We start from the raw sequence: 25,086 nt of genomic DNA on the forward strand, positions 1-25,086 counted from the left end.
AACTTGTGTTATAATAAGAAAGATTAAAATGTGAAAAAAGGAGATTCCTAATGGGACGTAAATGGGCCAATATCGTAGCCAAGAAAACGGCTAAAGATGGAGCTAACTCTAAAGTATATGCAAAATTTGGTGTAGAAATCTATGTAGCAGCTAAAAAAGGTGATCCAGACCCAGAATCAAACACTGCTTTGAAATTCGTTATCGATCGTGCTAAACAAGCCCAAGTGCCAAAACACGTTATCGATAAAGCGATTGATAAAGCAAAAGGAAACACAGACGAAACCTTTACAGAAGGACGTTACGAAGGTTTTGGACCAAATGGTTCTATGTTGATTGTTGATACCTTGACTTCTAACGTTAACCGTACAGCAGCCAATGTCCGTGCAGCTTTTGGTAAAAATGGTGGAAACATGGGTGCTTCAGGTTCAGTTTCTTACCTCTTTGACAACAAGGGTGTTATCGTATTTGCTGGTGAAGATGCGGACGCGGTCTTTGAGCAATTGCTGGAAGCAGATGTGGATGTGGACGATGTAGAAGCAGAAGAAGGAACAATCACTGTTTACACAGCTCCAACAGACCTTCACAAGGCTATCGTTGCCCTTCGTGAATCAGGTATTGAAGAATTCCAAGTGACTGAATTAGAAATGATTCCTCAGTCAGAAGTGGAATTGTCAGGCGAAGACCTTGAAACCTTTGAAAAACTTTACAGCGTTCTTGAAGACGACGAAGACGTACAAAAGATTTATACGAACGTAGATGGATTCTAATAGAAAAACGAACAGTTTTACTAGCTGTTCGTTTTTTTTAATATTTGAACTTAGAATCTGGTTTTAGAATCGTTTTGTTGCTTGCTTTTTTCTAGACCTAGACCGACTGATGTTTTTGGACGAGCAAGAGCTGTCCATCGTCCTGTTTTGCAAAAGTTAAGGTAACAGTCTTAATCTTGTCTCCAATAGAGATATAGGTGATTTTTTTCGTATTGTAACCCCCAATAGTGAAGTCAAACTCGGAATCTGGCTGTCCGTGTTTGTTGATAATATCTTCGTAGTTGGTACCACCTTTTCCTTTGTTGTCAAGGTCACCTTCGATTAAGGCGTCGAACTGTTCTTGGGTCCAGGTGGAGGTATCGTCTGTCGAGCCGCTTTCTTCTTTGCGTTCCATTGAGGCACTCGTATCTAGGTAGGAACGGTTAAACTCCCTGGCATACTCTTTGTAGACATCAGCGTATAGTACCTGAGTCGTAAAGAAAAGTACAACAGAGGCAATTGCCAGGGATGTCCCGATAATAGCCATTGTTTTCCGCTTTTTGAGGTTGACGATAAGACCGATAATCCCCAAGATAAATGCGACGATGGCGATGAACAACGATGGATAGTTAATAAACGGGATCCAGGATCCTAAAAGTGCGATGGCTCCAAAAATGGTTGCTAAGATTCCTAAAACTCTTTGTTCTTCTGGTTTCATTTGAAAGTTTTCTCCCTTCATTGAGTGAATGGATTTCTATCCACAGTAGTGAGTGCTTATTATATAAAAAATCTTGCCTAATGTCAATTCAAACTAAAATAGTTCTCTAGGAAACTTTTTCCTTGACATCTCTTTTCAAAGTGGTAAAATAGTTCTCATGGAAACCTATTTAGTTCCTAGGAGAACTAAATATAATGATTAGAAAGGAGTTAGTATGGATAAACCGATGTTGGTCTTTAAGCGTTTTGGTCACCAGATTCATCTGATGGTGCAAAAGGAGGCCAAACGTTGTGGCATTGAATTTATGGGTGGACCTCAAGGTCAGGTTGTACGTTTTTTGGATAGCCGTGAGGAAAATCAAGACTTGGTCTTGATTAAAGATATCGAGCAGGAACTCAATATTACCAAGTCTGTGGCGAGTAACCTGGTCAAACGCATGGTGCAAAATGGTTTGGTGGAATTGGAGGCGAGTCCTGTCGATAAGCGGGCTAAGTTTGTTCGTCTGACGGACAAATCGCGTTCTCAAATGAAGCAGGTCAAAGCCTTCTTTGAACGCATTGACAACCAGTTGATGGCAGATATTGATGAAGATGAATTACTGATTTTTGAGAAAGTCCTCAATCAACTACAGGAAAATATCAAGAGAATAGGAGGAGATAATGAAGAAATTAGCTAAACGAATTAGTAGAAAAGAATGGGGGATGATTTTTCTAGCCATTCTCTTTACCTGCTTTTCTGTCTATCTAGAGTTGGAAGTTCCGACCTATATCTCGAAAATTACGGATTTGCTGGGAAGTCAAGGAACCAACTTGGATGAGTTATGGCAACCAGCAGGTATGATGGTCGGAATGTCTTTTTTTGCCTTCTTGTCCGCAGTCGCAGTTGGATTTTTTGCATCCAGAGTGGCCGCTTCCTATACTAGTAGGCTAAGAAGCGACATTTTTAACCTAGTTTTGGATTACTCGCAGACAGAGATTAAGAAATTCTCTATTCCCAGTCTCTTAACTCGTACCACTAATGATATTACTCAAGTTCAGATGCTGATCACCATGGGCTTGCAAGTGGTTACGCGTGGTCCAATTATGGCTATCTGGGCTATAGGGAAAATCTTAGGTCATTCAGAATACTGGCTCTGGGCTGTACTTGTGGCAGTGATTGTCAACGTTTTGATGACAACAGTTTTGATGACGCTAGCCTTTCCAAAACAGTCCTTGATTCAAAGTTTGACTGATAAACTGAACAGTATCACTCGTGAAAGTTTAACAGGTATTCGTGTCGTTCGTGCCTACAATGCCGAAAAGTACCAAGATGAAAAATTTGCAGCAGCAAATGATGAATTGACACGCTTGAATTTGTTTGTCAACCGTCTCATGGCCATTTTGAATCCCATTATGATGGGGATTTCAAGTGGTTTGAGTGTGGCGATTTACTGGATAGGGGCCTATGTGATTAACGATGCTGCTCCGACAGCGCGTCTGCCTCTCTTTAGTGACATGGTTGTTTTCATGTCTTATGCCATGCAGGTTGTCATGGGCTTCCTTCTCATGGGAGCACTCTTCATCGTTCTTCCCCGAACTATGGTCTCTGCCAAGCGGATTAATCAGGTTCTAGATTTGCATTCTTCTATCCAAAATCCTGCTCAAGTGCAGCTGGCTGATGAAAATCTCAAAGGTCAGGTCGAGTTTAAGGATGTGACCTTCCGCTATGCGGCAAATTCGGAGGCGGTTATTGAGCATGTTAGCTTTAGAGCAGAAGCTGGCCAAACAGTTGCCTTTATAGGGTCAACGGGTTCTGGTAAATCAACTCTAGTCAATCTGATTCCACGTTTTTATGACGTATCAGCAGGAGAAATCCTAGTGGATGGAGTTAATGTTCAAGATTATGCCTTGGAAGATTTGCGCAACAAGGTCGGCTATATTCCACAAAAAGCTGTACTCTTTTCAGGTGATGTCAAGGGCAATCTAGACTTTGGACAGAGTCAAGAAACACCGCTTAGTGAACAAGCTATGTGGCAAGCCTTAGACTTGGCTCAGTCTAAGAACTTTATCGAAGACAAGGAAGCGGGCTTAGAGTCAGAAGTAGCCCAAGGAGGAACCAACTTCTCAGGTGGACAAAGACAGCGTCTGGCCATTGCGCGTGCCTTGGCTCGGAAGCCAGAAATCCTCATCTTTGATGACTCCTTCTCAGCCTTGGACTACAAGACAGATCGAGTCCTACGCCAAGAGCTAGCAGAGAAAACCAAGTCTATGACCAAGCTCATTGTCGCACAGCGTATTTCAACGATTATGGACGCAGATTTGATTTTGGTCTTGGATCAAGGAAAAGTCGTGGGACAAGGCACCCACAAGGAACTTCTAGCTACCAACGAAGTTTACCAAGAAATTGCCTATTCACAATTATCGAAGGAGGAATTGGAACATGGAAAATAAAAAACTATCTCTATGGAAACAGAGTAAACCCTACCTTGCAGGTCTCCAGTTTGCCCTTCTGATCGCCTTTCTAGCAACAATCTTATCCAATATCATTACTGTATATGGGCCGACTCGTATCAAGGAAATGACCAATATCATTGCCAGTGGGCTAGAAACAAGTGTGGATGTCGCTGCGGTTGCAGCCATTGGTAGTTTTTTGGCCGTCATCTATGTGATTGGACTCCTATCAAATTATTTGCAGGCCTTTCTGTTTACAACAGCCATTCAACGTTTTTCAGAGCGTTTGAGAAGAGCGATTGCAGAGAAAATTAATCGCCTTCCATTGGGGTATTTTGATGGACATTCTCAAGGAGATACCTTATCTCGTGTGACCAATGACGTTGACACTGCAGCCCAGTCCCTCAATCAAAGTCTGGGAACAGTTCTTTCATCAACTTTACTGGTCGTGGCAGTCTTGGTAACCATGTTTGGAATGAACTGGATTTTGGCCTTGGTGACGGTTGTTTCAACTCTTATCGGTTTTGCCTTCGTGTCCGTCTTTATGGGCAAATCGCAGGGCTTCTTTAAGAGTCAGCAACAGGATTTGGCAGCTGTAAATGGCTATGTGGAGGAAATGTACTCTGGCCATAATGTGGTGACCAGTTACAATGCTATTGAGAGCACCAAAGAAGAATTTGCGACATTAAACCATCGTCTGTATGATAGCATCTGGAAATCTCAGTTTATTTCAGGGATTATGATGCCGATCATGATGTTTATTGGGAACTTTAGCTATGCCTTAGTGATTATCGTCGGTGCAGCCTTGGCCTTGAATGGGCAGATTAGTATTGGGATTATCGTTGCCTTTATGGCCTACGTTCGTATCTTTTCTCAGCCTCTTTCACAAATTGCCCAAGGGATTACTAGTTTGCAGCAGGCTAGCGCAGCCATGGGACGCGTCTTCGAATTCTTAGGTGAAGAGGAAATGGAAGACGAATCCCATAAAGAAAGACAATTGAGCGACATGAAAGGGCAAGTTGTCTTTGATCGAGTTTCTTTTGGTTACACACCAGAGCGAACTATTATTCATGACTTTTCTGCGACTGCTCATGCAGGTCAAAAGGTTGCCATTGTCGGACCGACCGGAGCTGGTAAGACAACCATTATCAATCTTTTGATGAAGTTCTATGAGCTTGATAAGGGAAGTATCCGCATCGATGGTGTGGATACCAAGGAGATGAAGCGTTCGGAAGTACACGATGCCTTTTCAATGGTCTTGCAGGATACTTGGCTCTTTGAAGGAACCATTCGCGACAATCTTATCTATAACCAAGAGGGTATTAGTGATGAGCGCGTGATTGAAGCTAGCAAGGCTGTAGGGATTCAACATTTTATCATGACCCTACCAGATGGTTACGATACCGTCTTGGACGACACGGTAACCTTATCTGTTGGGCAAAAACAACTCTTGACCATCGCTCGTGCTTTGCTGAAAGATGCGCCACTCTTGATTTTGGATGAGGCGACCTCTTCTGTTGATACACGGACGGAGGAATTGATCCAGAAAGCCATGGACCGTTTGATGGAAGGTAGAACCTCCTTTGTCATCGCCCACCGCTTGTCAACCATCCGAAATGCTGACCTGATTCTTGTTATGAAAGATGGCAATATCATCGAGCAAGGAAATCATGAGGAGCTAATGGTGCAAGCAGGCTTCTACGCTGACCTCTACAACAGTCAGTTTACAGAAGATGAAGCAGAAGAATAAATCGAAAGAAGGCTTGACGGCCTTCTTTTTCTGCACTATACTAGAAGACAAGTGCTTCCCTGCAAGTAATACTCTTCGAAAATCTCTTCAAACCGCGTCAGCTTCCTAGTTTGCTCCTTGATTTTCAATGAGTATAAAATTTAAGTAAGTGATGAGAAAATATATGAAAAATTATCAAGAGTGGTATGACCATATTGCTACTAACATTAAAAATAAGCCTTTGTATCTGAGCTTGTTAAGAGCTTTCAACCGCTTCATGACAGTAGTCATGCCGATAGTTTATCTAACTTTGTTAGCCACTACCTATTTCCAAGAAGGCTTAGGGAAACAGGTCTTAATCTATGTGTTTGTACCTGCTACAGGTTTTATGATTTTATCCCTTCTTCGTAAGAAAATCAATGCTCCTAGGCCTTATGAGGAATGGACTATTAAACCCTTGCTTGACAGAGATAGTCCTGGTCAGTCTATGCCCAGTCGTCATGTCTTTTCAGCAACCATCATCTCCATGGCTAGCTTTCATGCTAGTTTATCTCTAGGGGTTATCTTGTTGGTCTTTTCAGCTTTTCTCGGTCTAGTGAGAGTCCTAGGGGGTGTACACTACCCCAAGGACGTAGTGGTTGGTTATATTTGTGGTCTTGTGTGGGGGATGATTTTCTTTCTATTTTGACTTGTAAGTTAAGCTGCTCCTAGAACCACTTACGTACCTAAAGTAACCACTTGCTTTTTTGCTCTTGTTTTCTTATTTTAGCTTTGATATAGTAGAGTCAGAAAGGAGATGGAATGAAGTTACGAATCGAAATTGACAGCAATTTAGATGAAACTGAAATTGTCATCAAGGCAGCGGCTTTGACAGATGAGATTGCGGATTTACAGCGCCTCTTGCAAGAGTCCAAGTCTCCTCGGTTGATTTTTTACAAGGGGACGGGTGAATATTATCTGGATTTGTCGGAAATTCTCTTCTTTGAGACGGAAGGTAGCAAGATTTATGCCCATACCCATAAAGATGCCTATGAAGTTCGGCTCAAACTCTATGAGTTAGAGTCTATCCTTCCTCGCTATTTTAGTCGAGTATCCAAGTCAACTATCGCTAATATTCGGCAAATCTATTCGGTGGATAAGTCCTTTTCAGGAACGGGGACCATTTCCTTTTATCAGACCCACAAGGAGGTTCATGTCTCACGACATTATCAATCCCTCCTAAAAGAAAATCTAAGAAACATGAGGTAATAAGATGAAAAAGAAAGCATTTGGTATTGTATTGCTTGTTTTGGCGGCTTTAGTATTATTGCAGGGGAATTTTGGAATACCTTCTCTGGGGGGGCAAATTTGGCCCTTGATTGGTATTGCTTTTTTTGCCTACCAATCAGTCGGAGCTTTGTTGCGTCGCCACTTAACTTCAGCCTCTTTTACAGCTCTAGTAGCCTTAATGATTGCTAACCACTTTTATGATATTTTACCGATTCCAAATCAGTCACTATTCTGGGCTAGTATTTTAATCGTACTGGGTGTCAACGCACTTACTCATTCTAACAGAACTTGGAATGGGAAAAAATGGTGGTATGATGGTGAAAAGACCATTCTTACAGACAAGGAAGTCGCTTTTGGAACGGGGACTTTCTACAAGCAAAACCAAGAATTGGTAGATGACCAAGTAGAAGTTGGTTTTGGCAATGCTAAGATATATTACGACAATGCAGAGATTTTAGGAGATACTGCAACCCTGAAAGTAGAAGTTGGTTTTGGCAATGCAGTTATCTATGTTCCCCAACATTGGCGAGTGGATTTGAAGGTGGAAACTTTCTGTGGTGTAGCCAAGGCAGATACTTCTCTAGCTCCAACCAGTAAAACTTTGATTATCCGTGGGGATGTGGCCTTTGGGAAGTTGGGAATTGTCTACGTTAAGTAAAAAAATCTTCCAATTCCCTTGCAAAAATGAAGAAAGTGTGATAACATAGTACGGTATGTGGTGCTAGCACATCCGCTATATTAGATCTAATAGGAGGAAAACACAAATGGCTAAAGTATGTTACTTTACAGGTCGTAAGACTGTATCAGGAAACAACCGTTCACACGCGATGAACCAAACAAAACGTGCCGTAAAACCAAACCTTCAAAAAGTTACTGTTCTTATCGATGGTAAACCTAAAAAAGTTTGGGCTTCAGCTCGTGCTTTGAAATCAGGTAAAGTTGAACGCGTTTAATAATAAAAGTAAGGAGACCTTAGGGTCTTTTTTCTTTTGTTGTGGGTATAAAATCATTTGAAAAACGGAGTAAATATCCGCTGATACAGTATTCTGCTTTTACACTTGGACTGAAATATGATAAAATAGAGTATCAACTAGTTGAGGTAAAAAGGATGACTGTAAAAATTAATACAAAAGATGGTCAAATCGAACTAACAGATGAAGTGATTGCAACCGTCGTAGGTGGAGCAGCAACTGAGATTTTTGGTGTGGTCGGTATGGCTAGTAAAAATGCCCTCAAAGATAATTTCCAAGCCCTTCTAGGGAAGGAAAATTATTCCAAAGGTGTCGTCGTAAAGGCGGCCGAAGATGGCAGTATTGCAGTTGATGTATATACCGTGTTGAGCTACGGAACAAAGATTAGCGAAGTGTCAAAAAACATTCAAGAGCGTGTTCGTTTTAGCTTGGAAAACCAGCTTGGAATTACTGCTCAGACTGTAAATGTCTACATTCAAAATATCAAAGTTGTAGGAGAATAACCGTGTCAAAAATTACTACTAGCTTATTTCAAGAAATGGTGCAGGCTGCATCAACTCGCTTGAATAAGCAAGCTGAATATGTCAATTCATTAAACGTCTTTCCAGTTCCAGATGGAGACACTGGAACAAACATGGGAATGACCATTGAAAATGGAGCTAAAGAAGTTGCAGACAAGCCAGCTTCTACAGTTGGCGAGGTAGCGAGCATTCTTGCTAAAGGGCTTTTGATGGGTGCGCGTGGGAACTCAGGTGTTATTACGTCTCAGCTTTTCCGTGGATTTTCACAAGCTATCAAGGATAAAGACGAGTTAACAGGTCAAGACTTGGCCCTTGCCTTCCAATCAGGTGTGGAAGTTGCCTACAAGGCAGTGATGAAACCAGTTGAAGGAACGATTTTGACAGTTTCTCGTGGGGCTGCTATCGGTGCTAAGAAAAAAGCTGAGCAAACAGATGACGCTGTTGAAGTCATGCGCGCAGCCTTGGAAGGTGCTAAAACAGCTCTAGCTAAAACGCCAGACATGCTTCCAGTATTGAAAGAAGTTGGCGTTGTGGACTCAGGTGGTCAAGGACTGGTCTTCATCTACGAAGGTTTCCTTTCAGCCCTTACTGGTGAATATATCGCATCTGAGGACTTTGTAGCGACTCCAGCCAACATGAGTGAAATGATCAATGCAGAGCACCATAAGTCTGTAGCTGGTCATGTGGCGACTGAGGACATCACCTTTGGTTACTGTACTGAAATTATGGTAGCTCTTAAGCAAGGTCCAACCTATGCCAAAGATTTTGACTACGACGAATTTCGTAACTACTTGAATGAACTCGGGGATTCTCTCCTCGTTGTCAATGATGATGAAATTGTCAAAGTCCATGTCCATACAGAAGATCCAGGACTTGTTATGCAAGAAGGTCTCAAATATGGTAGCTTGGTCAAGGTAAAAGTTGACAATATGCGTAACCAACACGAAGCACAGGTTGAGAAAGAAGCTGCTCAAGTTAGCAAACCAGCTGAAGAAAAAGAGTATGCTTTGATTGCTGTCGTTGCTGGTAAAGGTCTAGCAGATATCTTCCGTTCTCAAGGTGTGGATTATGTTATCGAGGGTGGTCAAACTATGAACCCTTCAACAGAAGACTTTATCAAGGCTGTTGAACAGGTCAACGCTCGTAACATCATCTTCCTACCAAACAACAAGAACATCTTCATGGCAGCTCAATCGGCCGCAGAAGTTTTGGAGCAACCAGCAGTAGTGGTGGAGGCTCGTACTCTTCCTCAAGGTTTGACAAGTCTTCTTGCTTTTGATCCAAGCAAGTCCATCGGAGAAAACCAAGAGCGTATGACTGCTGCTCTTAGCGATGTCGTTAGCGGAAGCGTCACAACAGCTGTGCGTGATACAACCATTGATGGTTTAGAAATCCATGAAAACGATAATCTTGGTATGGTGGATGGGAAAATTCTTGTGTCAAACCCTGATATGCACCAAACCTTGACAGAAACCTTGAAACATATGCTGGATGAAGATAGTGAAATCGTAACCTTCTATGTTGGTGAAGACGGAAGCGAAGAACTTGTCAATGAAATTGCTCAAGAAATCACAGAAGAATTCGAAGACGTTGAAGTCGAGATTCACCAAGGCCAACAACCTGTTTACCCATACCTATTTAGTGTGGAATAAGATTAATGAAGGACTGAGAAATCAGTTCTTTTTTCTCTTTGAATGATGGAATCGGTATCTTTTAAATAAAAACAAAAATAATATTCATAAAAAAACGTTAAAATAGAAAATTCAGAAAATTTCTTCTTTTCTCTTGAAAAATCTTGAAAAAATGGTATGATAGTAACAAGTTATTTTTAAGAGGAAAGAAAGGGGAACAATGGAGAAAATCAGTTTAGAATCTCCTAAGACGGGGTCAGACCTAGTTTTGGAAACACTTCGTGATTTAGGAATTGATACCATCTTTGGTTATCCTGGTGGTGCGGTCTTGCCTTTTTATGATGCGATATATAATTTTAAAGGCATTCGCCACATTCTAGGACGCCATGAGCAAGGCTGTCTGCATGAAGCTGAAGGTTATGCTAAATCAACTGGAAAGTTGGGTGTTGCCGTCGTCACTAGCGGACCAGGAGCAACAAATGCCATTACAGGGATTGCGGATGCCATGAGCGATAGTGTTCCCCTTTTGGTCTTTACAGGTCAGGTGGCGCGAGCAGGGATTGGGAAGGATGCTTTTCAGGAGGCAGACATCGTGGGAATTACCATGCCAATCACTAAGTACAATTATCAAGTTCGTGAGACAGCTGATATTCCTCGTATTATTACGGAAGCTGTCCATATTGCAACTACAGGTCGACCAGGGCCAGTTGTAATTGACCTACCTAAAGACGTATCTGCTTTGGAAACAGACTTCATCTATTCACCAGAAGTGAACCTACCAAGCTATCAGCCGACTCTTGAGCCAAATGATATGCAAATCAAGAAAATCTTGAAGCAATTATCCAAGGCTAAAAAGCCAGTCTTGCTAGCTGGTGGTGGGATTAGTTATGCTGAGGCTGCGGCGGAATTAAATGAATTTGCAGAACGCTATCAAATTCCAGTGGTAACCAGCCTTTTGGGTCAAGGAACGATTGCGACGAATCACCCACTCTTCCTTGGAATGGGAGGGATGCACGGGTCGTTCGCAGCAAATATTGCCATGACGGAAGCTGATTTTATGATTAGTATTGGTTGCCGTTTTGATGACCGCTTGACGGGGAATCCAAAGACTTTTGCTAAGAATGCTAAGGTTGCCCACATTGATATTGACCCTGCCGAGATTGGCAAGATTATCAGTGCAGATATTCCTGTAGTTGGAGATGCTAAGAAAGCCTTGCAAATGTTGTTGGCGGAACCAACAGTTCATAACAATACTGAAAAATGGATTGAAAAAGTCACAAAAGACAAGAACCGTGTTCGTTCTTATGACAAGAAAGAGCGTGTGGTCCAACCGCAAGCCGTTATTGAACGAATTGGTGAACTGACGAATGGAGATGCCATTGTGGTAACAGACGTTGGTCAACACCAAATGTGGACAGCCCAGTATTATCCATACCAAAATGAACGTCAGTTAGTGACTTCAGGCGGTTTGGGAACCATGGGATTCGGAATTCCAGCAGCAATCGGTGCTAAAATTGCTAACCCAGATAAGGAAGTGGTCTTGTTCGTTGGAGATGGTGGTTTTCAAATGACCAACCAGGAATTGGCTATTTTGAACATTTACAAGGTGCCAATCAAGGTGGTTATGCTGAATAACCACTCGCTTGGAATGGTTCGCCAGTGGCAGGAATCCTTCTATGAAGGTAGAACGTCAGAGTCAGTCTTCGATACCCTTCCCGATTTTCAACTGATGGCACAGGCTTATGGCATTAAAAACTATAAGTTTGACAATCCTGAGACCTTGGCTCAAGACCTTGAAGTCATTACTGAGAATGTTCCTATGCTAATTGAGGTAGATATTTCTCGTAAGGAACAGGTGCTACCAATGGTACCAGCTGGTAAGAGTAATCATGAGATGTTGGGGGTGAAGTTCCATGCGTAGAATGTTAACAGCAAAACTACAAAATCGTTCAGGAGTCCTCAACCGATTTACTGGCGTTCTGTCTCGTCGTCAGGTTAATATCGAAAGCATCTCTGTTGGAGCAACAGAAGATCCGAATGTATCGCGCATCACCATTATTATTGATGTAGCTTCACATGATGAAGTGGAGCAAATCATCAAGCAACTCAATCGTCAGATTGATGTGATTCGCATTCGAGATATTACAGACAAGCCTCATTTGGAGCGCGAGGTGATTTTGGTTAAGATGTCAGCGCCAGCTGAGAAGCGAGCTGAGATTTTAGCGATTATTCAACCTTTCCGTGCAACGGTGGTGGATGTAGCGCCAAGCACGATTACCATTCAGATGACAGGAAATGCAGAAAAGAGCGAAGCCCTGTTGCGAGTCATTCGACCATACGGTATTCGTAATATTGCTAGAACGGGTGCAACTGGATTTACCCGCGATTAACAATCCAACTTAAATTTGTTAAACCAGCCTAAAAGGCAATAAATAATAGAAAAGAGAGAAAACTATGGCAGTTCAAATGGAATACGAAAAAGATGTTAAAGTAGCAGCGCTTGACGGTAAAAAAATTGCCGTTATCGGTTATGGTTCACAAGGACATGCGCATGCTCAAAACTTGCGTGACTCAGGTCGTGATGTCATTATCGGTGTACGTCCAGGTAAATCTTTTGACAAAGCAAAAGAAGATGGATTTGACACTTACACAGTAGCAGAAGCTACTAAATTGGCTGACGTTATCATGATTTTGGCACCAGATGAAATCCAACAAGAACTTTATGAAGCAGAAATCGCTCCAAACTTGGAAGCTGGAAACGCAGTTGGATTTGCCCATGGTTTCAACATCCACTTTGAATTTATCAAAGTTCCTGCCGATGTAGATGTCTTCATGTGTGCTCCTAAAGGACCAGGACACTTGGTACGTCGTACTTACGAAGAAGGATTTGGTGTACCAGCTCTTTACGCAGTATACCAAGATGCAACAGGAAATGCTAAAAATATTGCTATGGACTGGTGTAAAGGTGTTGGGGCAGCTCGTGTAGGTCTTCTTGAAACAACTTACAAAGAAGAAACTGAAGAAGATTTGTTTGGTGAACAAGCTGTACTTTGTGGTGGTTTAACTGCCCTTATCGAAGCAGGTTTCGAAGTCTTGACAGAAGCAGGTTACGCTCCAGAATTGGCTTACTTTGAAGTTCTTCACGAAATGAAATTGATCGTTGACTTGATCTATGAAGGTGGATTCAAAAAAATGCGTCAATCTATTTCAAACACTGCTGAATACGGTGACTATGTATCAGGTCCACGTGTAATCACTGAGCAAGTTAAAGAAAACATGAAAGCTGTCTTGGCAGATATCCAAAATGGTAAATTTGCAAATGACTTTGTAAATGATTATAAAGCTGGACGTCCAAAATTGACTGCTTACCGTGAACAAGCAGCTAACCTTGAAATTGAAAAAGTTGGTGCAGAATTGCGTAAAGCAATGCCTTTCGTTGGTAAAAACGACGACGATGCATTCAAAATCTATAACTAATTTATAGAAATTAAGGTGAAGGCGAGTTGGGGGGACCTAACTCGCTTTTATAATCAATTCAGCTCTTTTTAGAGGATGGATTGTGATAGTTTGAATAGTCTAGGAGAAAAAGATGTTAAGTTCAAAAGATATCATCAAGGCTCATAAGGTCTTGAGCGGTGTGGTTGTGAATACCCCACTGGATTATGATCATTATTTATCGGAGAAGTATGGTGCTAAGATTTATTTGAAAAAGGAAAATGCCCAACGTGTCCGCTCTTTTAAAATTCGTGGTGCCTATTATGCCATTTCTCAGCTCAGCAAGGAAGAGCGTGAGCGTGGGGTAGTCTGTGCTTCTGCGGGAAATCATGCGCAGGGAGTAGCCTATACTTGTAATGAAATGAAAATCCCTGCTACTATCTTTATGCCCATTACTACTCCGCAACAAAAGATTGGGCAGGTTCGCTTTTTTGGTGGGGACTTCGTAACCATTAAACTAGTTGGAGATACTTTTGATGCCTCAGCTAAGGCAGCTCAAGAATTTACAATTTCTGAAAATCGTACCTTTATTGATCCTTTTGATGATGCCCATGTTCAGGCAGGTCAAGGAACAGTTGCTTATGAGATTTTAGAAGAAGCTCGAAAAGAATCGATTGATTTTGATGCTGTCTTGGTTCCTGTTGGTGGTGGCGGTCTCATTGCTGGGGTTTCCACCTATATCAAGGAAACAAGTCCAGAGATCGAGGTTATCGGAGTAGAGGCGAATGGGGCACGTTCCATGAAGGCTGCCTTTGAAGCTGGTGGACCTGTTAAGCTCAAGGAAATTGACAAATTTGCAGATGGGATTGCCGTACAAAAGGTAGGTCAGTTGACTTATGAGGCAACTCGTCAACATGTTCAAACTTTGGTAGGTGTCGATGAGGGATTGATTTCTGAAACTTTGATTGACCTCTACTCTAAGCAAGGGATTGTCGCAGAACCTGCTGGAGCGGCTAGTATCGCCTCTTTAGAAGTTTTGGCTGAATATATCAAGGGGAAAACCATTTGTTGTATCATTTCTGGAGGAAATAATGATATCAACCGTATGCCAGAAATGGAAGAACGTGCCTTGATTTATGATGGGATCAAGCATTACTTTGTGGTCAATTTTCCACAGCGTCCAGGAGCATTGCGTGAGTTTGTAAATGATATCCTGGGTCCAAATGATGATATCACACGATTTGAGTATATCAAACGAGCTAGCAAGGGTACAGGGCCTGTATTAATTGGGATAGCTTTAGCAGATAAGCATGATTATGCAGGTTTGATCCGTAGAATGGAAGGCTTCGATCCAGCTTATATTAACTTAAATGGTAATGAAACGCTCTATAATATGCTTGTCTGAGGATTAATAAAAAAATATCATATTATTTGCACAACTGATGTATAGGTGCTATAATGAGGGTGAAGAAAGGGGGCGATTCCTATGGACTTAGGAAAACTATCGTACTACTTCTACTATAACTCACTATAGTACCTATTATTTTTTATTTCAGTTTATAATAATAAAGAAGAATGACTTGTTATACATAGGGCTATTTTTTATAATACCATATTTTATATATATAATTTTAAGTTTGATTAAATATAATAGGAATTAGAAAAAATAATCAATGCTTATAAGGTAGATTTGGTGAGTTGATTGAATATAGTATATGATAGCAGTAATATGAGGCGAGTAGAACATTTGGAATACTAGGAAGTGTTATTCTAAATGCTGATTGTAATAGCGGTGTGTTATAAGAATATGCAAAATTTGATGAGATAAGTCAATTGTACCGGTTAAAAAAGTTAAATAGTAACAGGAAGGGAACCAAAGGAAATAGAAAGGATAAAATAGATATGAGATAGTCAGAAAAGGAAGATTCTCTTTGACAAACTTATAGATTAAAATGAAGATATAGAATATGACTCCTGTTTATCCTATTGAGAAACTGGTATTTTTTCTTGATGAATATTTTTGCGAATTATAAGTTTAATAATTCAATTATTTTTAGGGTGCGTACTAATGGGTTATAGCAACTAAAAACCTATATATTATCGGCTTTAAAAAAGAAGTAAGAAAAAACTAAATCATTTGTTTTATTGAATATATGTTTTTTTATTGACAAAAGACATAAAAACGTATAGAATAATATATCGTAAAGAAGAAAATAGGAGAAGAACATGGCTAAGTCAAACTTTGAAAAAGTAGAATCAGTTGTTGGCTGGGTTCGTGATAAGAAAATCACAGGCTACCGTATCTCTAAGGAAACGAATGCGCGTGAGATGTCTATCATTGCTCTAGCGCAGGGTCGTGCGAAAGTAAAAAATATTTCATTTGAAACAGCTCTAGGTTTAATTGATTTCTATGACAAAAATCATGAAAAATTTGAAGATTAATCTTTGGATGACGGCGGATTCTTAAATAGGGTCTGCCTTTTCATTTTGACCAAACAAAAAGACTGCACGGTTGGTGCAGCCTTTTCTTTTTATTTGAGATAGCGTTGAAGGAATTCTTTTGTACGGTCTTCTTTAGGATTGGTGAAGAGATCTTCTGGTTTGCCTTCTTCAGCGATTACTCCCTTATCCATAAAGATCACACGGTGGGAGACATCACGGGCGAATTCCATTTCGTGGGTTACGACAATCATAGTCAAGCCTTCTTGGGCAAGTTCCTGCATGATTTTAAGTACTTCTCCAACCATTTCTGGATCGAGAGCTGATGTTGGTTCATCAAAGAGAATAGCATCAGGATTCATTGAAAGGGCACGAGCAATGGCCACACGTTGTTTTTGACCACCTGAGAGTTGTTTTGGTTTCGCTTGCCAGTAGCGTTCCCCCATACCGACCTTTTCTAGGTTTTCTTTGGCAATCTTTTCAGCTTCTGTACGTTCACGTTTAAGGACAGTTGTCTGAGCGACGATTGTGTTTTCAAGAACGTTGAGATTTTCAAAGAGATTAAAGGATTGGAACACCATTCCCAACTTTTCACGGTATTGTGTGAGGTCATAACCTTTTTCGAGGACGTTTTGCCCATGATAAAGGATTTGTCCATCAGTTGGCGTTTCAAGTAGGTTAATGGAGCGGAGGAAGGTCGATTTTCCGCTTCCAGAGCTTCCGATGATAGAGATAACTTCTCCCTTGTGGACAGTGAGAGAAATGTCTTTTAGCACTTCGTTTTGTCCATAGGATTTTTTGAGGTGTTTAATTTCAAGGATTGCTTGTGTCATTATTTCAAATCCTCCGTTTGCATTTGATTAGCACCTGTAGTATAGGTATCCATATCCATTCGGCGTTCGATGAAGCGTAGGATACGTGTTACGGTAAAGGTGAGGACAAAGTAAATCACGGCGATGATTGTAAATGTCTGGAAGTATTGATAGGTTTGAGTTGCCACGGTATTTCCTGAGAAATAAAGTTCAACAACAGAGATAACGTTCAATACAGATGTATCTTTGATATTGATGACAAACTCATTACCAGTTGCTGGTAGGATATTGCGGACAACCTGAGGTAGCACAATCTTACGCATGGTTTGGTTATGGGTCATACCAAGAGCAGTCGCTGCTTCAAATTGTCCCTTATCAACTGCTAGGATACCACCACGGACGATTTCAGTCATGTAGGCACCAGTGTTGATTGAAACGATGAAGATAGCGGCCAGTGTACGGTCAAGGTTGATACCGAAAGCTTGGGCAGTTCCATAGTAGATAACCATCGATTGAACGATCATTGGAGTACCACGGAAAATTTCAATGTAGACATTGAGGATCCAGCCGATTAGTTTTTGTAATCCATAAATGGCTTTATTCTCAGAGAGAGGAGCAGTACGGAAAACACCAATGGCAAGACCGATAATGAGACCTATGATGGTTCCGACGATAGAGATTAAAAGAGTGACACCAGCACCACGCAAGAGTTGTTGCCAGTTCTCAGAAAGAATTTTAGCGACTTGGCTAAAGAAACTACTGCTAGTCTCCTCAGTTGTTGTTGCTTCGGCGGGTTGTTCCTTGATCATACGATCCATCAAGGCAACTTGGTCGTCTTTTGAAATGGTTTCAATGCTGGCATTGATTTGGCTAATACGATTATCATCTTTACGAAGCCCGATAGCGATAGCCGTATTTTCTTCTCCAGTTTTGAAACCAGGTTCTACTTGAATCATTTTAAACTTAGAGTTCGCAGCTTCAGCAGTTAGTGCTTCTGGACGTTCAGAAACATAGGCATCGATGACACCAGCCTCAAGAGCTTGGCGCATTTGAGCGAAGTCTCCCATGGCTGTTTCTTTTTTAGCACCTGGGATTTGTGAAATCAAGTCATAAAGGTAAACACCTTGTTGAGAAGTAATTTTTGCACCATTAAAGTCATCCAAAGATTTGGCATTTGCATAGGCAGAATCTTTTTTGACAAGTAAAACTGGTTCGCTAGTGTAGTAACTGCTTGAAAAGGCAATTTCTTGTTTGCGTTCAGCAGTAGGACTCATACCTGCGATAATCATATCAATTTTACCAGAAGTAAGGGCAGGGACTAGACCTTCCCACTTGGTCTTAACAACCAAAGGTTCTTTACCTAAGTCTTTAGCGATTTTCTTGGCAATTTGGACATCGTATCCATTGGCATACTGGTTGGTTCCATCGATTTTGACAGCTCCATTGCTATCATCATCTTGGGTCCAGTTAAAGGGAGCATATGCTGCTTCCATCCCGATGCGTAAATATTCATCAGCTTGAGCAACATTGACAAGTCCTAGCATCAGCAAGAGACTTGTGAAAATAGATAAGTATATTTTTCTCATGATTTCTCCTATTTCTAATCTATTAAAAAATAACTGTCTCCTATTTTATCGAAAAAAACTTTATTTTTCAATATGGGTAAGCCCTTACTTGAGAAAAAATGATATAATGATAGCAAAGATAAAAAGGGGGCTTAGTTGATGAAAAAAACTTTTTTCTTACTGGTGTTAGGCTTGTTTTGCCTTCTGCCACTTTCTGTTTTTGCCATTGATTTTAAGATAAACTCTTATCAAGGTGATTTGTATATTCATGCAGACAATACGGCAGAATTTAGACAAAAGATAGTTTACCAGTTTGAGGAGGACTTTAAAGGCCAAATCGTGGGACTTGGACGTGCTGGCAAGATGCCTAGTGGATTTGACATTGATCCTCATCCAAAGGTTCAGGCCGCGAAAAATGGTGCTGAATTGACAGACGTTACTAGCGAAGTGATAGAAGGAGCAGATGGTTATACTGTTAAAGTTTATAATCCAGGTCAGGAAGGTGACACAGTTGAAGTTGACCTTGTCTGGAACTTAAAGAATTTGCTTTTCCTATATGATGACATTGCTGAATTAAATTGGCAACCTTTAACAGATAGTTCAGGGGCTATTGGAAAGTTTGAATTTCATGTAAGGGGAGATAAGGGGGCTGAAAAACTCTTTTTCCATACAGGGAAACTCTTTAAAGAAGGAACGATTGAAAAGAGTAACTTTGATTATACTATTCGTTTAGACAATCTTCCTCCTAAGCGTGGAGTTGAATTGCATGCCTACTGGCCTCGAACTGATTTTGCTAGCGCTAGGGATCAGGGCTTGAAAGGGAATCGTTTAGAGGAGTTTAATAAGATAGAAGACTCGATTGTTGGAGAAAAAGAGCTGAGTAAACAACTCGTTACTTGGGTCTTTCCTTCGATACTTTCCATCTCTTTGTTATTGAGTGCTTTCTTCTATTTTATCTATAGAAGAAAGACCACTCCTTCAGTCAAATATGCCAAAAATCATCGTCTCTATGAGCCACCAATGGAATTAGAGCCTATGGTTTTATCAGAGGCTGTCTACTCGACCTCCTTGGAGGAAGTGAGTCCCTTAGTCAAGGGGGCTGGCAAATTCACCTTTGATCAACTCATTCAAGCTACTTTGTTAGATGTAATAGACCGTGGGAATGTCTCTATCATTTCAGAAGGAGATGCAGTTGGCTTGAGGCTGGTAAGAGAAGATGCTTTGTCAAGTTTTGAGATAGACTGTCTAAATCTGGCTTTTTCAGGCAAAAAAGAAGAAACTCTTTCCAATTTGTTTGCAGATTATAAGGTATCTGATAGTCTTTATCGTAGAGCAAAAGTCTCTGATGAAAAACGGATTCAAGCAAAGGGGCGTCAGCTCAAATCGTCTTTTGAAGAAGTATTGAAAGAGATGCAAGAAGGAGTGAGAAATCGAGTTTCCTTCTGGGGCCTCCCAGATTATTATCGTTCCTTGACTGGTGGAGAAAAGGCCTTGCAGGTGGGTATGGGTATTTCCACTATCTTGCCCTTATTTATCGGATTTGGTTTGTTCTTGTACAGTTTAGACGTTCATGGCTATCTTTACCTCCCCTTGCCAATACTTGGTTTTCTAGGTTTGGTTTTGGCTGTTTTCTATTATTGGAAACTTCGACTAGATAATCGTGATGGTGTTCTAAATGAAGCGGGAGCAGAAGTCTACTATCTCTGGACCAGTTTTGAAAATATGTTACGTGAGATTGCACGATTGGATCAGGCTGAATTGGAAAGTATTGTAGTCTGGAATCGCCTCTTGGTCTATGCGACCTTATTTGGCTATGCGGATAAGGTCAGTCATTTGATGAAGGTTCATCATATCCAAGTGGAAAATCCAGACATCAATCTCTATGTAGCTTATAGCTGGCACAGTATGTTTTATCATTCAACAGCACAAATGAGCCATTATGCTAGTGTCGCAAATACAGCAAGTACCTATTCTGTATCTTCTGGAAGTGGAAGTTCTGGCGGTGGTTTCTCCGGTGGCGGAGGCGGTGGCAGTATCGGTGCCTTTTAAAGAGAGCTGTCATAGACTGAAAAAGTATGCTATAATGGAAGATAGAAAAAGGAGTAATCTATGTATCTTATTGAAATTTTAAAATCTATCTTCTTCGGGATTGTTGAAGGAATTACGGAATGGTTGCCCATTTCAAGTACAGGTCACTTGATTTTAGCAGAGGAATTTATCCAATATCAAAATCAAAACGAAGCCTTTATGTCCATGTTTAATGTTGTAATTCAGCTTGGTGCTATTTTAGCAGTCATGGTGATTTATTTTAACAAGCTCAATCCTTTCAAACCGACTAAGGACAAGCAGGAAGTTCGTAAGACTTGGAGACTGTGGTTGAAGGTCTTGGTTGCAACTTTGCCTTTACTTGCCGTCTTTAAGTTTGATGATTGGTTTGATACCCACTTCCATAACATGGTTTCAGTTGCTCTTATGTTGATTATCTATGGGATTGCCTTTATCTATTTGGAAAAGCGCAATAAAGCGCGTGCTATTGAGCCAAGTGTAACAGAGTTGGACAAGCTTCCTTATACGACCGCTTTCTATATCGGACTTTTTCAAGTTCTTGCCCTTTTACCAGGAACTAGCCGTTCTGGAGCCACAATCGTCGGTGGTTTGTTAAATGGAACCAGTCGTTCTGTTGTGACAGAATTTACCTTCTATCTTGGGATTCCTGTTATGTTTGGAGCTAGTGCCTTAAAGATTTTCAAATTTGTGAAAGCAGGACAACTCTTGAGCTTTGGGCAATTGTTCTTGCTCTTGGTTGCGATGGGAGTCGCCTTTGCAGTCAGCATGGTCGCTATTCGTTTCTTGACAAGTTATGTGAAAAAACACGACTTTACCCTTTTCGGTAAATACCGTATCGTGCTTGGTGGTGTCTTGCTACTTTACAGCTTTGTTCGTTTATTTGTATAAGAAAAACCTTGAAGGGTCAGCTCTTCAAGGTTTTATACTCCATGAAAATCAAAAAGCAAACTAGGAAGCTAGCCGCAGGCTGCTCAAAGCACTGCTTTGAGGTTGTAAATAAGACTGACAGAGTCAGTAACATATACCTACGGTAAGGCGACGCTGACGTGGTTTGAAGATATTTTCGAAGAGTATTAAAATCCAGTCACGGTAATCCCCAGCAGGCGGACACCTCTTTCTTTCTCGTTTAATTCTTCATAGAGTTGCAGGGCTATTTGGCTTATCTGGCTAGCATCCTGTGTTTTTTGAATCAGACTTTTTCGTTTAGTAAGAGTTGAAAAGTCCTCGTAGCGGATTTTTAAAATGACAATTTTTCCAGCTTTTTCTTGTTGACTGAGATTGAGAGCGACTCTTTCTGATAGAAGAGTCAGCTCTTTTTTGATATCTTCTTCGGCACGGAGAATCTTTCCATAGGTTTTTTCCTTGCCGATTGATTTACGGATGCGATTGGATTTGACTGGGGAATTGTGAATACCACGAGCCTTTCGATAGAGGTCATAGCCCAGTCTGCCAAAACGGTCTATTAGGGTCACTTCAGGGATTTCAAGTAGATCAGCACCGGTAAAAACTCCCATTTGATGAAGTCTTTCCACCGTCTTTTTTCCTACTCCATGAAACTTGGAAATATCCATTTGTTTGAGAAAATCCTCAGCTTGTTCAGGTAGAATCACTGTCAAACCATGTGGCTTTTGATAATCGCTGGCCATTTTAGCTAAGAATTTGTTGTAGGAAACGCCAGCAGAAGCAGTTAGATGGAGTTCTTGCCAGATATCCTCTTGAATGAGGCGAGCGATTTTGACTGCTGACTTAATCCCGAGTTTATTTTCTGTTACATCCAAATAGGCTTCGTCAATGCTCATAGGTTCAATCAAATCTGTATAACGCTTAAAGATAGCTCGAATCTGGAGTCCCACAGCTTTATATTTTTCATAATTTCCTGAGATAAAGACGGCCTGAGGACAACGTTCGTAGGCTTCTTTAGAACTCATAGCAGAATGGACACCAAAAGCTCGTGCCTCATAGCTACAAGTAGAAACGACTCCCCGCCCACCTGTTTGCCGAGGGTCGCTGCCGATAATGACAGGTTTTCCTCTGAGTTTAGGATTGTCTCTGATTTCTACCGCAGCAAAAAAGGCATCCATGTCAATATGGATGATTTTTCTTGACAAATCATTTAACAAAGGAAAAATTAACATGTCTAGCACCTTTTTACTGCTTATTTTCTTTTATTATACCCTTTTTTCTGAAAAAAAGAAAAAAGGACTTTGTTTTTTCAAAAATATAATACAGTTTGGAATGAAATATAGACTGTTTTAGAAAAGAAAGTGTAAAAATAGGGGTTTTCCACTTGTTGAAAACGATTACTGTGTGGTATACTTGTCTCATGAATGTAACAGATAGTTGTTACTAGAAAGAAAAAAGAGGACATTAACATGGTTGTTAAGACAGTTGTTGAAGCACAAGATATTTTTGACAAAGCTTGGGAAGGCTTCAAAGGCGTAGATTGGAAAGAAAAAGCAAGTGTATCACGCTTTGTACAAGCTAACTACACACCTTACGATGGAGACGAAAGCTTCCTTGCTGGACCAACAGAACGTTCACTTCACATCAAAAAAATTGTAGAAGAAACTAAGGCTCACTACGAAGAAACTCGTTTCCCAATGGACACTCGTCCAACATCTATCGCTGATATCCCTGCTGGATTTATCGATAAAGAAAACGAAGTTATCTTTGGTATCCAAAATGACGAACTCTTCAAATTGAACTTCATGCCAAAAGGTGGTATCCGTATGGCTGAAACTACTTTGAAAGAAAATGGATACGAACCAGACCCAGCTGTTCACGAAATCTTTACTAAATACGTAACAACAGTTAACGACGGTATCTTCCGTGCCTACACTTCAAATATCCGTCGCGCTCGTCACGCACACACTGTAACTGGTCTTCCAGATGCATATTCACGCGGACGTATCATCGGTGTTTACGCACGTCTTGCTCTTTACGGTGCAGACTACTTGATGCAAGAAAAAGTAAACGACTGGAATGCAATCGAAGAAATCGATGAAGAAACAATCCGTCTTCGTGAAGAAATCAACCTTCAATACCAAGCATTGCAACAAGTTGTTCGCTTGGGTGACCTATACGGAGTTGACGTTCGCAAACCAGCGATGAACGTTAAAGAAGCTATCCAATGGGTTAACATCGCCTTCATGTCTGTTTGCCGTGTGATCAACGGTGCTGCTACATCTCTAGGACGTGTACCAATCGTATTGGACATCTTTGCAGAACGTGACCTTGCTCGTGGTACATTTACTGAATCAGAAATCCAAGAATTCGTTGATGATTTCGTTATGAAACTTCGTACAGTTAAATTTGCTCGTACTAAAGCTTATGACCAATTGTACTCAGGTGATCCAACATTCATCACAACTTCTATGGCTGGTATGGGTAACGATGGTCGTCACCGTGTTACTAAGATGGACTACCGTTTCTTGAACACTCTTGACAATATCGGTAACTCTCCTGAACCAAACTTGACAGTTCTTTGGACTGATAAATTGCCATACAACTTCCGTCGCTACTGTATGCACATGAGCCACAAACACTCTTCTATCCAATACGAAGGTGTAACAACAATGGCTAAAGATGGATACGGTGAAATGAGCTGTATCTCATGCTGTGTGTCTCCACTTGACCCAGAAAATGAAGAACAACGCCACAACATCCAGTACTTCGGTGCTCGTGTAAACGTATTGAAAGCCCTTCTTACTGGTTTGAATGGTGGTTACGACGATGTTCATAAAGACTATAAAGTATTTGACATCGAACCAATCCGTGACGAAGTTCTTGAATTCGAATCAGTTAAAGCTAACTTTGAAAAATCTCTTGACTGGTTGACTGACACTTACGTAGATGCTTTGAACATCATCCACTACATGACTGATAAGTACAACTACGAAGCTGTTCAAATGGCCTTCTTGCCAACTAAACAACGTGCCAACATGGGATTCGGTATCTGTGGATTTGCTAACACTGTTGATACATTGTCAGCTATCAAATACGCTACAGTTAAACCAATCCGTGACGAAAATGGCTACATCTACGATTACGAAACAATCGGTGAATACCCACGTTGGGGTGAAGATGACCCACGTTCAAACGAATTGGCAGAATGGTTGATCGAAGCTTACACTACTCGTCTACGTAGCCACAAACTTTACAAAGACGCAGAAGCTACAGTTTCACTTTTGACTATCACATCTAACGTTGCTTACTCTAAACAAACTGGTAACTCACCAGTTCACAAAGGTGTATACCTCAACGAAGATGGTTCTGTGAACTTGTCTAAACTTGAATTCTTCTCACCAGGTGCTAACCCATCTAACAAAGCTAAAGGTGGATGGTTGCAAAACTTGAACTCACTTTCTAGCCTTGACTTTAGTTATGCAGCTGACGGTATCTCATTGACAACTCAAGTTTCACCTCGCGCTCTTGGTAAGACTCGTGACGAACAAGTTGATAACTTGGTAACAATCCTTGATGGTTACTTCGAAAACGGTGGACAACACGTTAACTTGAACGTTATGGACTTGAACGATGTTTACGAAAAGATCATGTCTGGTGAAGACGTTATCGTACGTATCTCTGGATACTGTGTAAACACTAAATACCTCACTCCAGAACAAAAAACTGAATTGACACAACGTGTCTTCCACGAAGTTCTTTCAATGGATGATGCCTTGGATGCATTGAACTAATCAAGTTCTTGAATAATGAAATAAGTAACCCTCGGTCAGTCGACTGAGGGTTGTTTT

21 protein-coding genes and 1 pseudogene are annotated in these 25,086 nt (G+C 40.9%); 18 read left to right on the forward strand and 4 right to left on the reverse strand.

What is annotated here, in order from left to right:
• Nucleotides 1–50: 50 nt before the first annotated feature.
• A complete protein-coding gene (locus tag HT718_RS01205; RefSeq protein ID WP_000532894.1) occupies nt 51–767 on the forward strand; it encodes a YebC/PmpR family DNA-binding transcriptional regulator in 717 nt (238 codons plus the stop codon).
• Between the two features lie 50 nt (nt 768–817).
• Here the strand turns inward: HT718_RS01205 and HT718_RS01210 are convergent.
• A pseudogene (locus HT718_RS01210) lies at nt 818–1,464 on the reverse strand (DUF4190 domain-containing protein).
• Between the two features lie 214 nt (nt 1,465–1,678).
• Here HT718_RS01210 and HT718_RS01215 point away from each other — a divergent pair.
• The 14 genes from HT718_RS01215 to HT718_RS01280 all read left to right on the forward strand — a co-directional run bounded on the left by HT718_RS01215 (nt 1,679) and on the right by HT718_RS01280 (nt 15,891).
• A complete protein-coding gene (locus tag HT718_RS01215; protein WP_173266727.1) occupies nt 1,679–2,140 on the forward strand; it encodes a MarR family winged helix-turn-helix transcriptional regulator in 462 nt (153 codons plus the stop codon).
• Complete coding sequence (locus HT718_RS01220) at nt 2,124–3,893, forward strand: ABC transporter ATP-binding protein (protein WP_173266730.1); 1,770 nt, start codon at nt 2,124–2,126, stop codon at nt 3,891–3,893. The genes HT718_RS01215 and HT718_RS01220 overlap by 17 nt, the downstream gene beginning before the upstream one ends.
• Nucleotides 3,883–5,643, forward strand: a complete 1,761-nt coding sequence (locus HT718_RS01225) for an ABC transporter ATP-binding protein (RefSeq protein ID WP_173266732.1) — start codon at nt 3,883–3,885, stop codon at nt 5,641–5,643. The genes HT718_RS01220 and HT718_RS01225 overlap by 11 nt, the downstream gene beginning before the upstream one ends.
• A 163-nt stretch (nt 5,644–5,806) precedes the next feature.
• Nucleotides 5,807–6,310 (forward strand): phosphatase PAP2 family protein, encoded by a 504-nt coding sequence (locus HT718_RS01230; protein ID WP_173266734.1) that lies wholly within the window; start codon nt 5,807–5,809, stop codon nt 6,308–6,310.
• A 113-nt stretch (nt 6,311–6,423) separates the two neighbouring features.
• Nucleotides 6,424–6,870: a LytTR family DNA-binding domain-containing protein gene (locus tag HT718_RS01235; RefSeq protein ID WP_173266736.1), complete on the forward strand. Its 447-nt coding sequence runs from the start codon at nt 6,424–6,426 to the stop codon at nt 6,868–6,870.
• Nucleotides 6,871–6,874: 4 nt separating this feature from the next.
• Complete coding sequence (locus HT718_RS01240) at nt 6,875–7,549, forward strand: LiaF domain-containing protein (RefSeq protein ID WP_173266738.1); 675 nt, start codon at nt 6,875–6,877, stop codon at nt 7,547–7,549.
• A 106-nt stretch (nt 7,550–7,655) separates the two neighbouring features.
• Nucleotides 7,656–7,844 carry a 50S ribosomal protein L28 gene (gene rpmB, locus HT718_RS01245; RefSeq protein WP_001140948.1) on the forward strand — a complete coding sequence of 63 codons (189 nt, stop codon included), beginning with the start codon at nt 7,656–7,658 and terminating at the stop codon, nt 7,842–7,844.
• A gap of 155 nt (nt 7,845–7,999) precedes the next feature.
• Entirely contained in the window at nt 8,000–8,365 is a 366-nt protein-coding gene (locus HT718_RS01250; RefSeq protein WP_000216437.1) for an Asp23/Gls24 family envelope stress response protein, read from the forward strand.
• A gap of 2 nt (nt 8,366–8,367) precedes the next feature.
• Nucleotides 8,368–10,035 carry a DAK2 domain-containing protein gene (locus tag HT718_RS01255; protein WP_173266740.1) on the forward strand — a complete coding sequence of 556 codons (1,668 nt, stop codon included), beginning with the start codon at nt 8,368–8,370 and terminating at the stop codon, nt 10,033–10,035.
• A gap of 199 nt (nt 10,036–10,234) precedes the next feature.
• Entirely contained in the window at nt 10,235–11,935 is a 1,701-nt protein-coding gene (locus tag HT718_RS01260; RefSeq protein WP_173266743.1) for an acetolactate synthase large subunit, read from the forward strand.
• A complete protein-coding gene (gene ilvN / locus HT718_RS01265) occupies nt 11,928–12,404 on the forward strand; it encodes an acetolactate synthase small subunit (RefSeq protein WP_001253805.1) in 477 nt (158 codons plus the stop codon). Before HT718_RS01260 ends, ilvN begins: the two co-directional genes overlap by 8 nt.
• Before the next feature lie 64 nt (nt 12,405–12,468).
• Nucleotides 12,469–13,491: a ketol-acid reductoisomerase gene (gene ilvC, locus HT718_RS01270; RefSeq protein WP_000290683.1), complete on the forward strand. Its 1,023-nt coding sequence runs from the start codon at nt 12,469–12,471 to the stop codon at nt 13,489–13,491.
• 112 nt (nt 13,492–13,603) lie between these two features.
• Nucleotides 13,604–14,854, forward strand: coding sequence for a threonine ammonia-lyase IlvA (gene ilvA / locus HT718_RS01275; RefSeq protein ID WP_173266746.1), 1,251 nt, complete (start codon nt 13,604–13,606; stop codon nt 14,852–14,854).
• 821 nt (nt 14,855–15,675) lie between these two features.
• The gene (locus tag HT718_RS01280; protein WP_001130035.1) at nt 15,676–15,891 is read left to right on the forward strand and encodes a hypothetical protein; all 216 of its coding nucleotides are present in this window, start codon (nt 15,676–15,678) and stop codon (nt 15,889–15,891) included.
• Between the two features lie 89 nt (nt 15,892–15,980).
• On the opposite strand, the gene HT718_RS01285 is transcribed toward HT718_RS01280, so the two are convergent.
• Nucleotides 15,981–16,721 carry an amino acid ABC transporter ATP-binding protein gene (locus HT718_RS01285; protein ID WP_033680755.1) on the reverse strand — a complete coding sequence of 247 codons (741 nt, stop codon included), beginning with the start codon at nt 16,719–16,721 and terminating at the stop codon, nt 15,981–15,983.
• Complete coding sequence (locus tag HT718_RS01290) at nt 16,721–18,286, reverse strand: ABC transporter substrate-binding protein/permease (RefSeq protein ID WP_173266749.1); 1,566 nt, start codon at nt 18,284–18,286, stop codon at nt 16,721–16,723. The genes HT718_RS01285 and HT718_RS01290 overlap by 1 nt, the downstream gene beginning before the upstream one ends.
• Before the next feature lie 138 nt (nt 18,287–18,424).
• Between HT718_RS01290 and HT718_RS01295 the strand changes: the two genes are divergently transcribed.
• Nucleotides 18,425–20,314, forward strand: coding sequence for a DUF2207 domain-containing protein (locus HT718_RS01295; RefSeq protein ID WP_173266751.1), 1,890 nt, complete (start codon nt 18,425–18,427; stop codon nt 20,312–20,314).
• Between the two features lie 60 nt (nt 20,315–20,374).
• On the forward strand, nt 20,375–21,220 hold the full coding sequence (locus HT718_RS01300) for an undecaprenyl-diphosphate phosphatase (protein ID WP_000280776.1): 846 nt from the start codon (nt 20,375–20,377) through the stop codon (nt 21,218–21,220).
• Between the two features lie 185 nt (nt 21,221–21,405).
• Here the strand turns inward: HT718_RS01300 and dinB are convergent, their stop codons facing one another.
• A complete protein-coding gene (gene dinB, locus HT718_RS01305; RefSeq protein ID WP_173266753.1) occupies nt 21,406–22,467 on the reverse strand; it encodes a DNA polymerase IV in 1,062 nt (353 codons plus the stop codon).
• Nucleotides 22,468–22,704: 237 nt separating this feature from the next.
• Here dinB and pflB point away from each other — a divergent pair, with 237 nt between their 5' ends.
• Nucleotides 22,705–25,029: a formate C-acetyltransferase gene (gene pflB, locus HT718_RS01310; RefSeq protein WP_033686339.1), complete on the forward strand. Its 2,325-nt coding sequence runs from the start codon at nt 22,705–22,707 to the stop codon at nt 25,027–25,029.
• Nucleotides 25,030–25,086: the final 57 nt, after the last annotated feature.

Origin of the sequence: Streptococcus sp. 714 (assembly GCF_013277115.1) — a bacterium.
In the GTDB taxonomy this organism is placed as follows: Bacteria; Bacillota; Bacilli; order Lactobacillales; family Streptococcaceae; genus Streptococcus.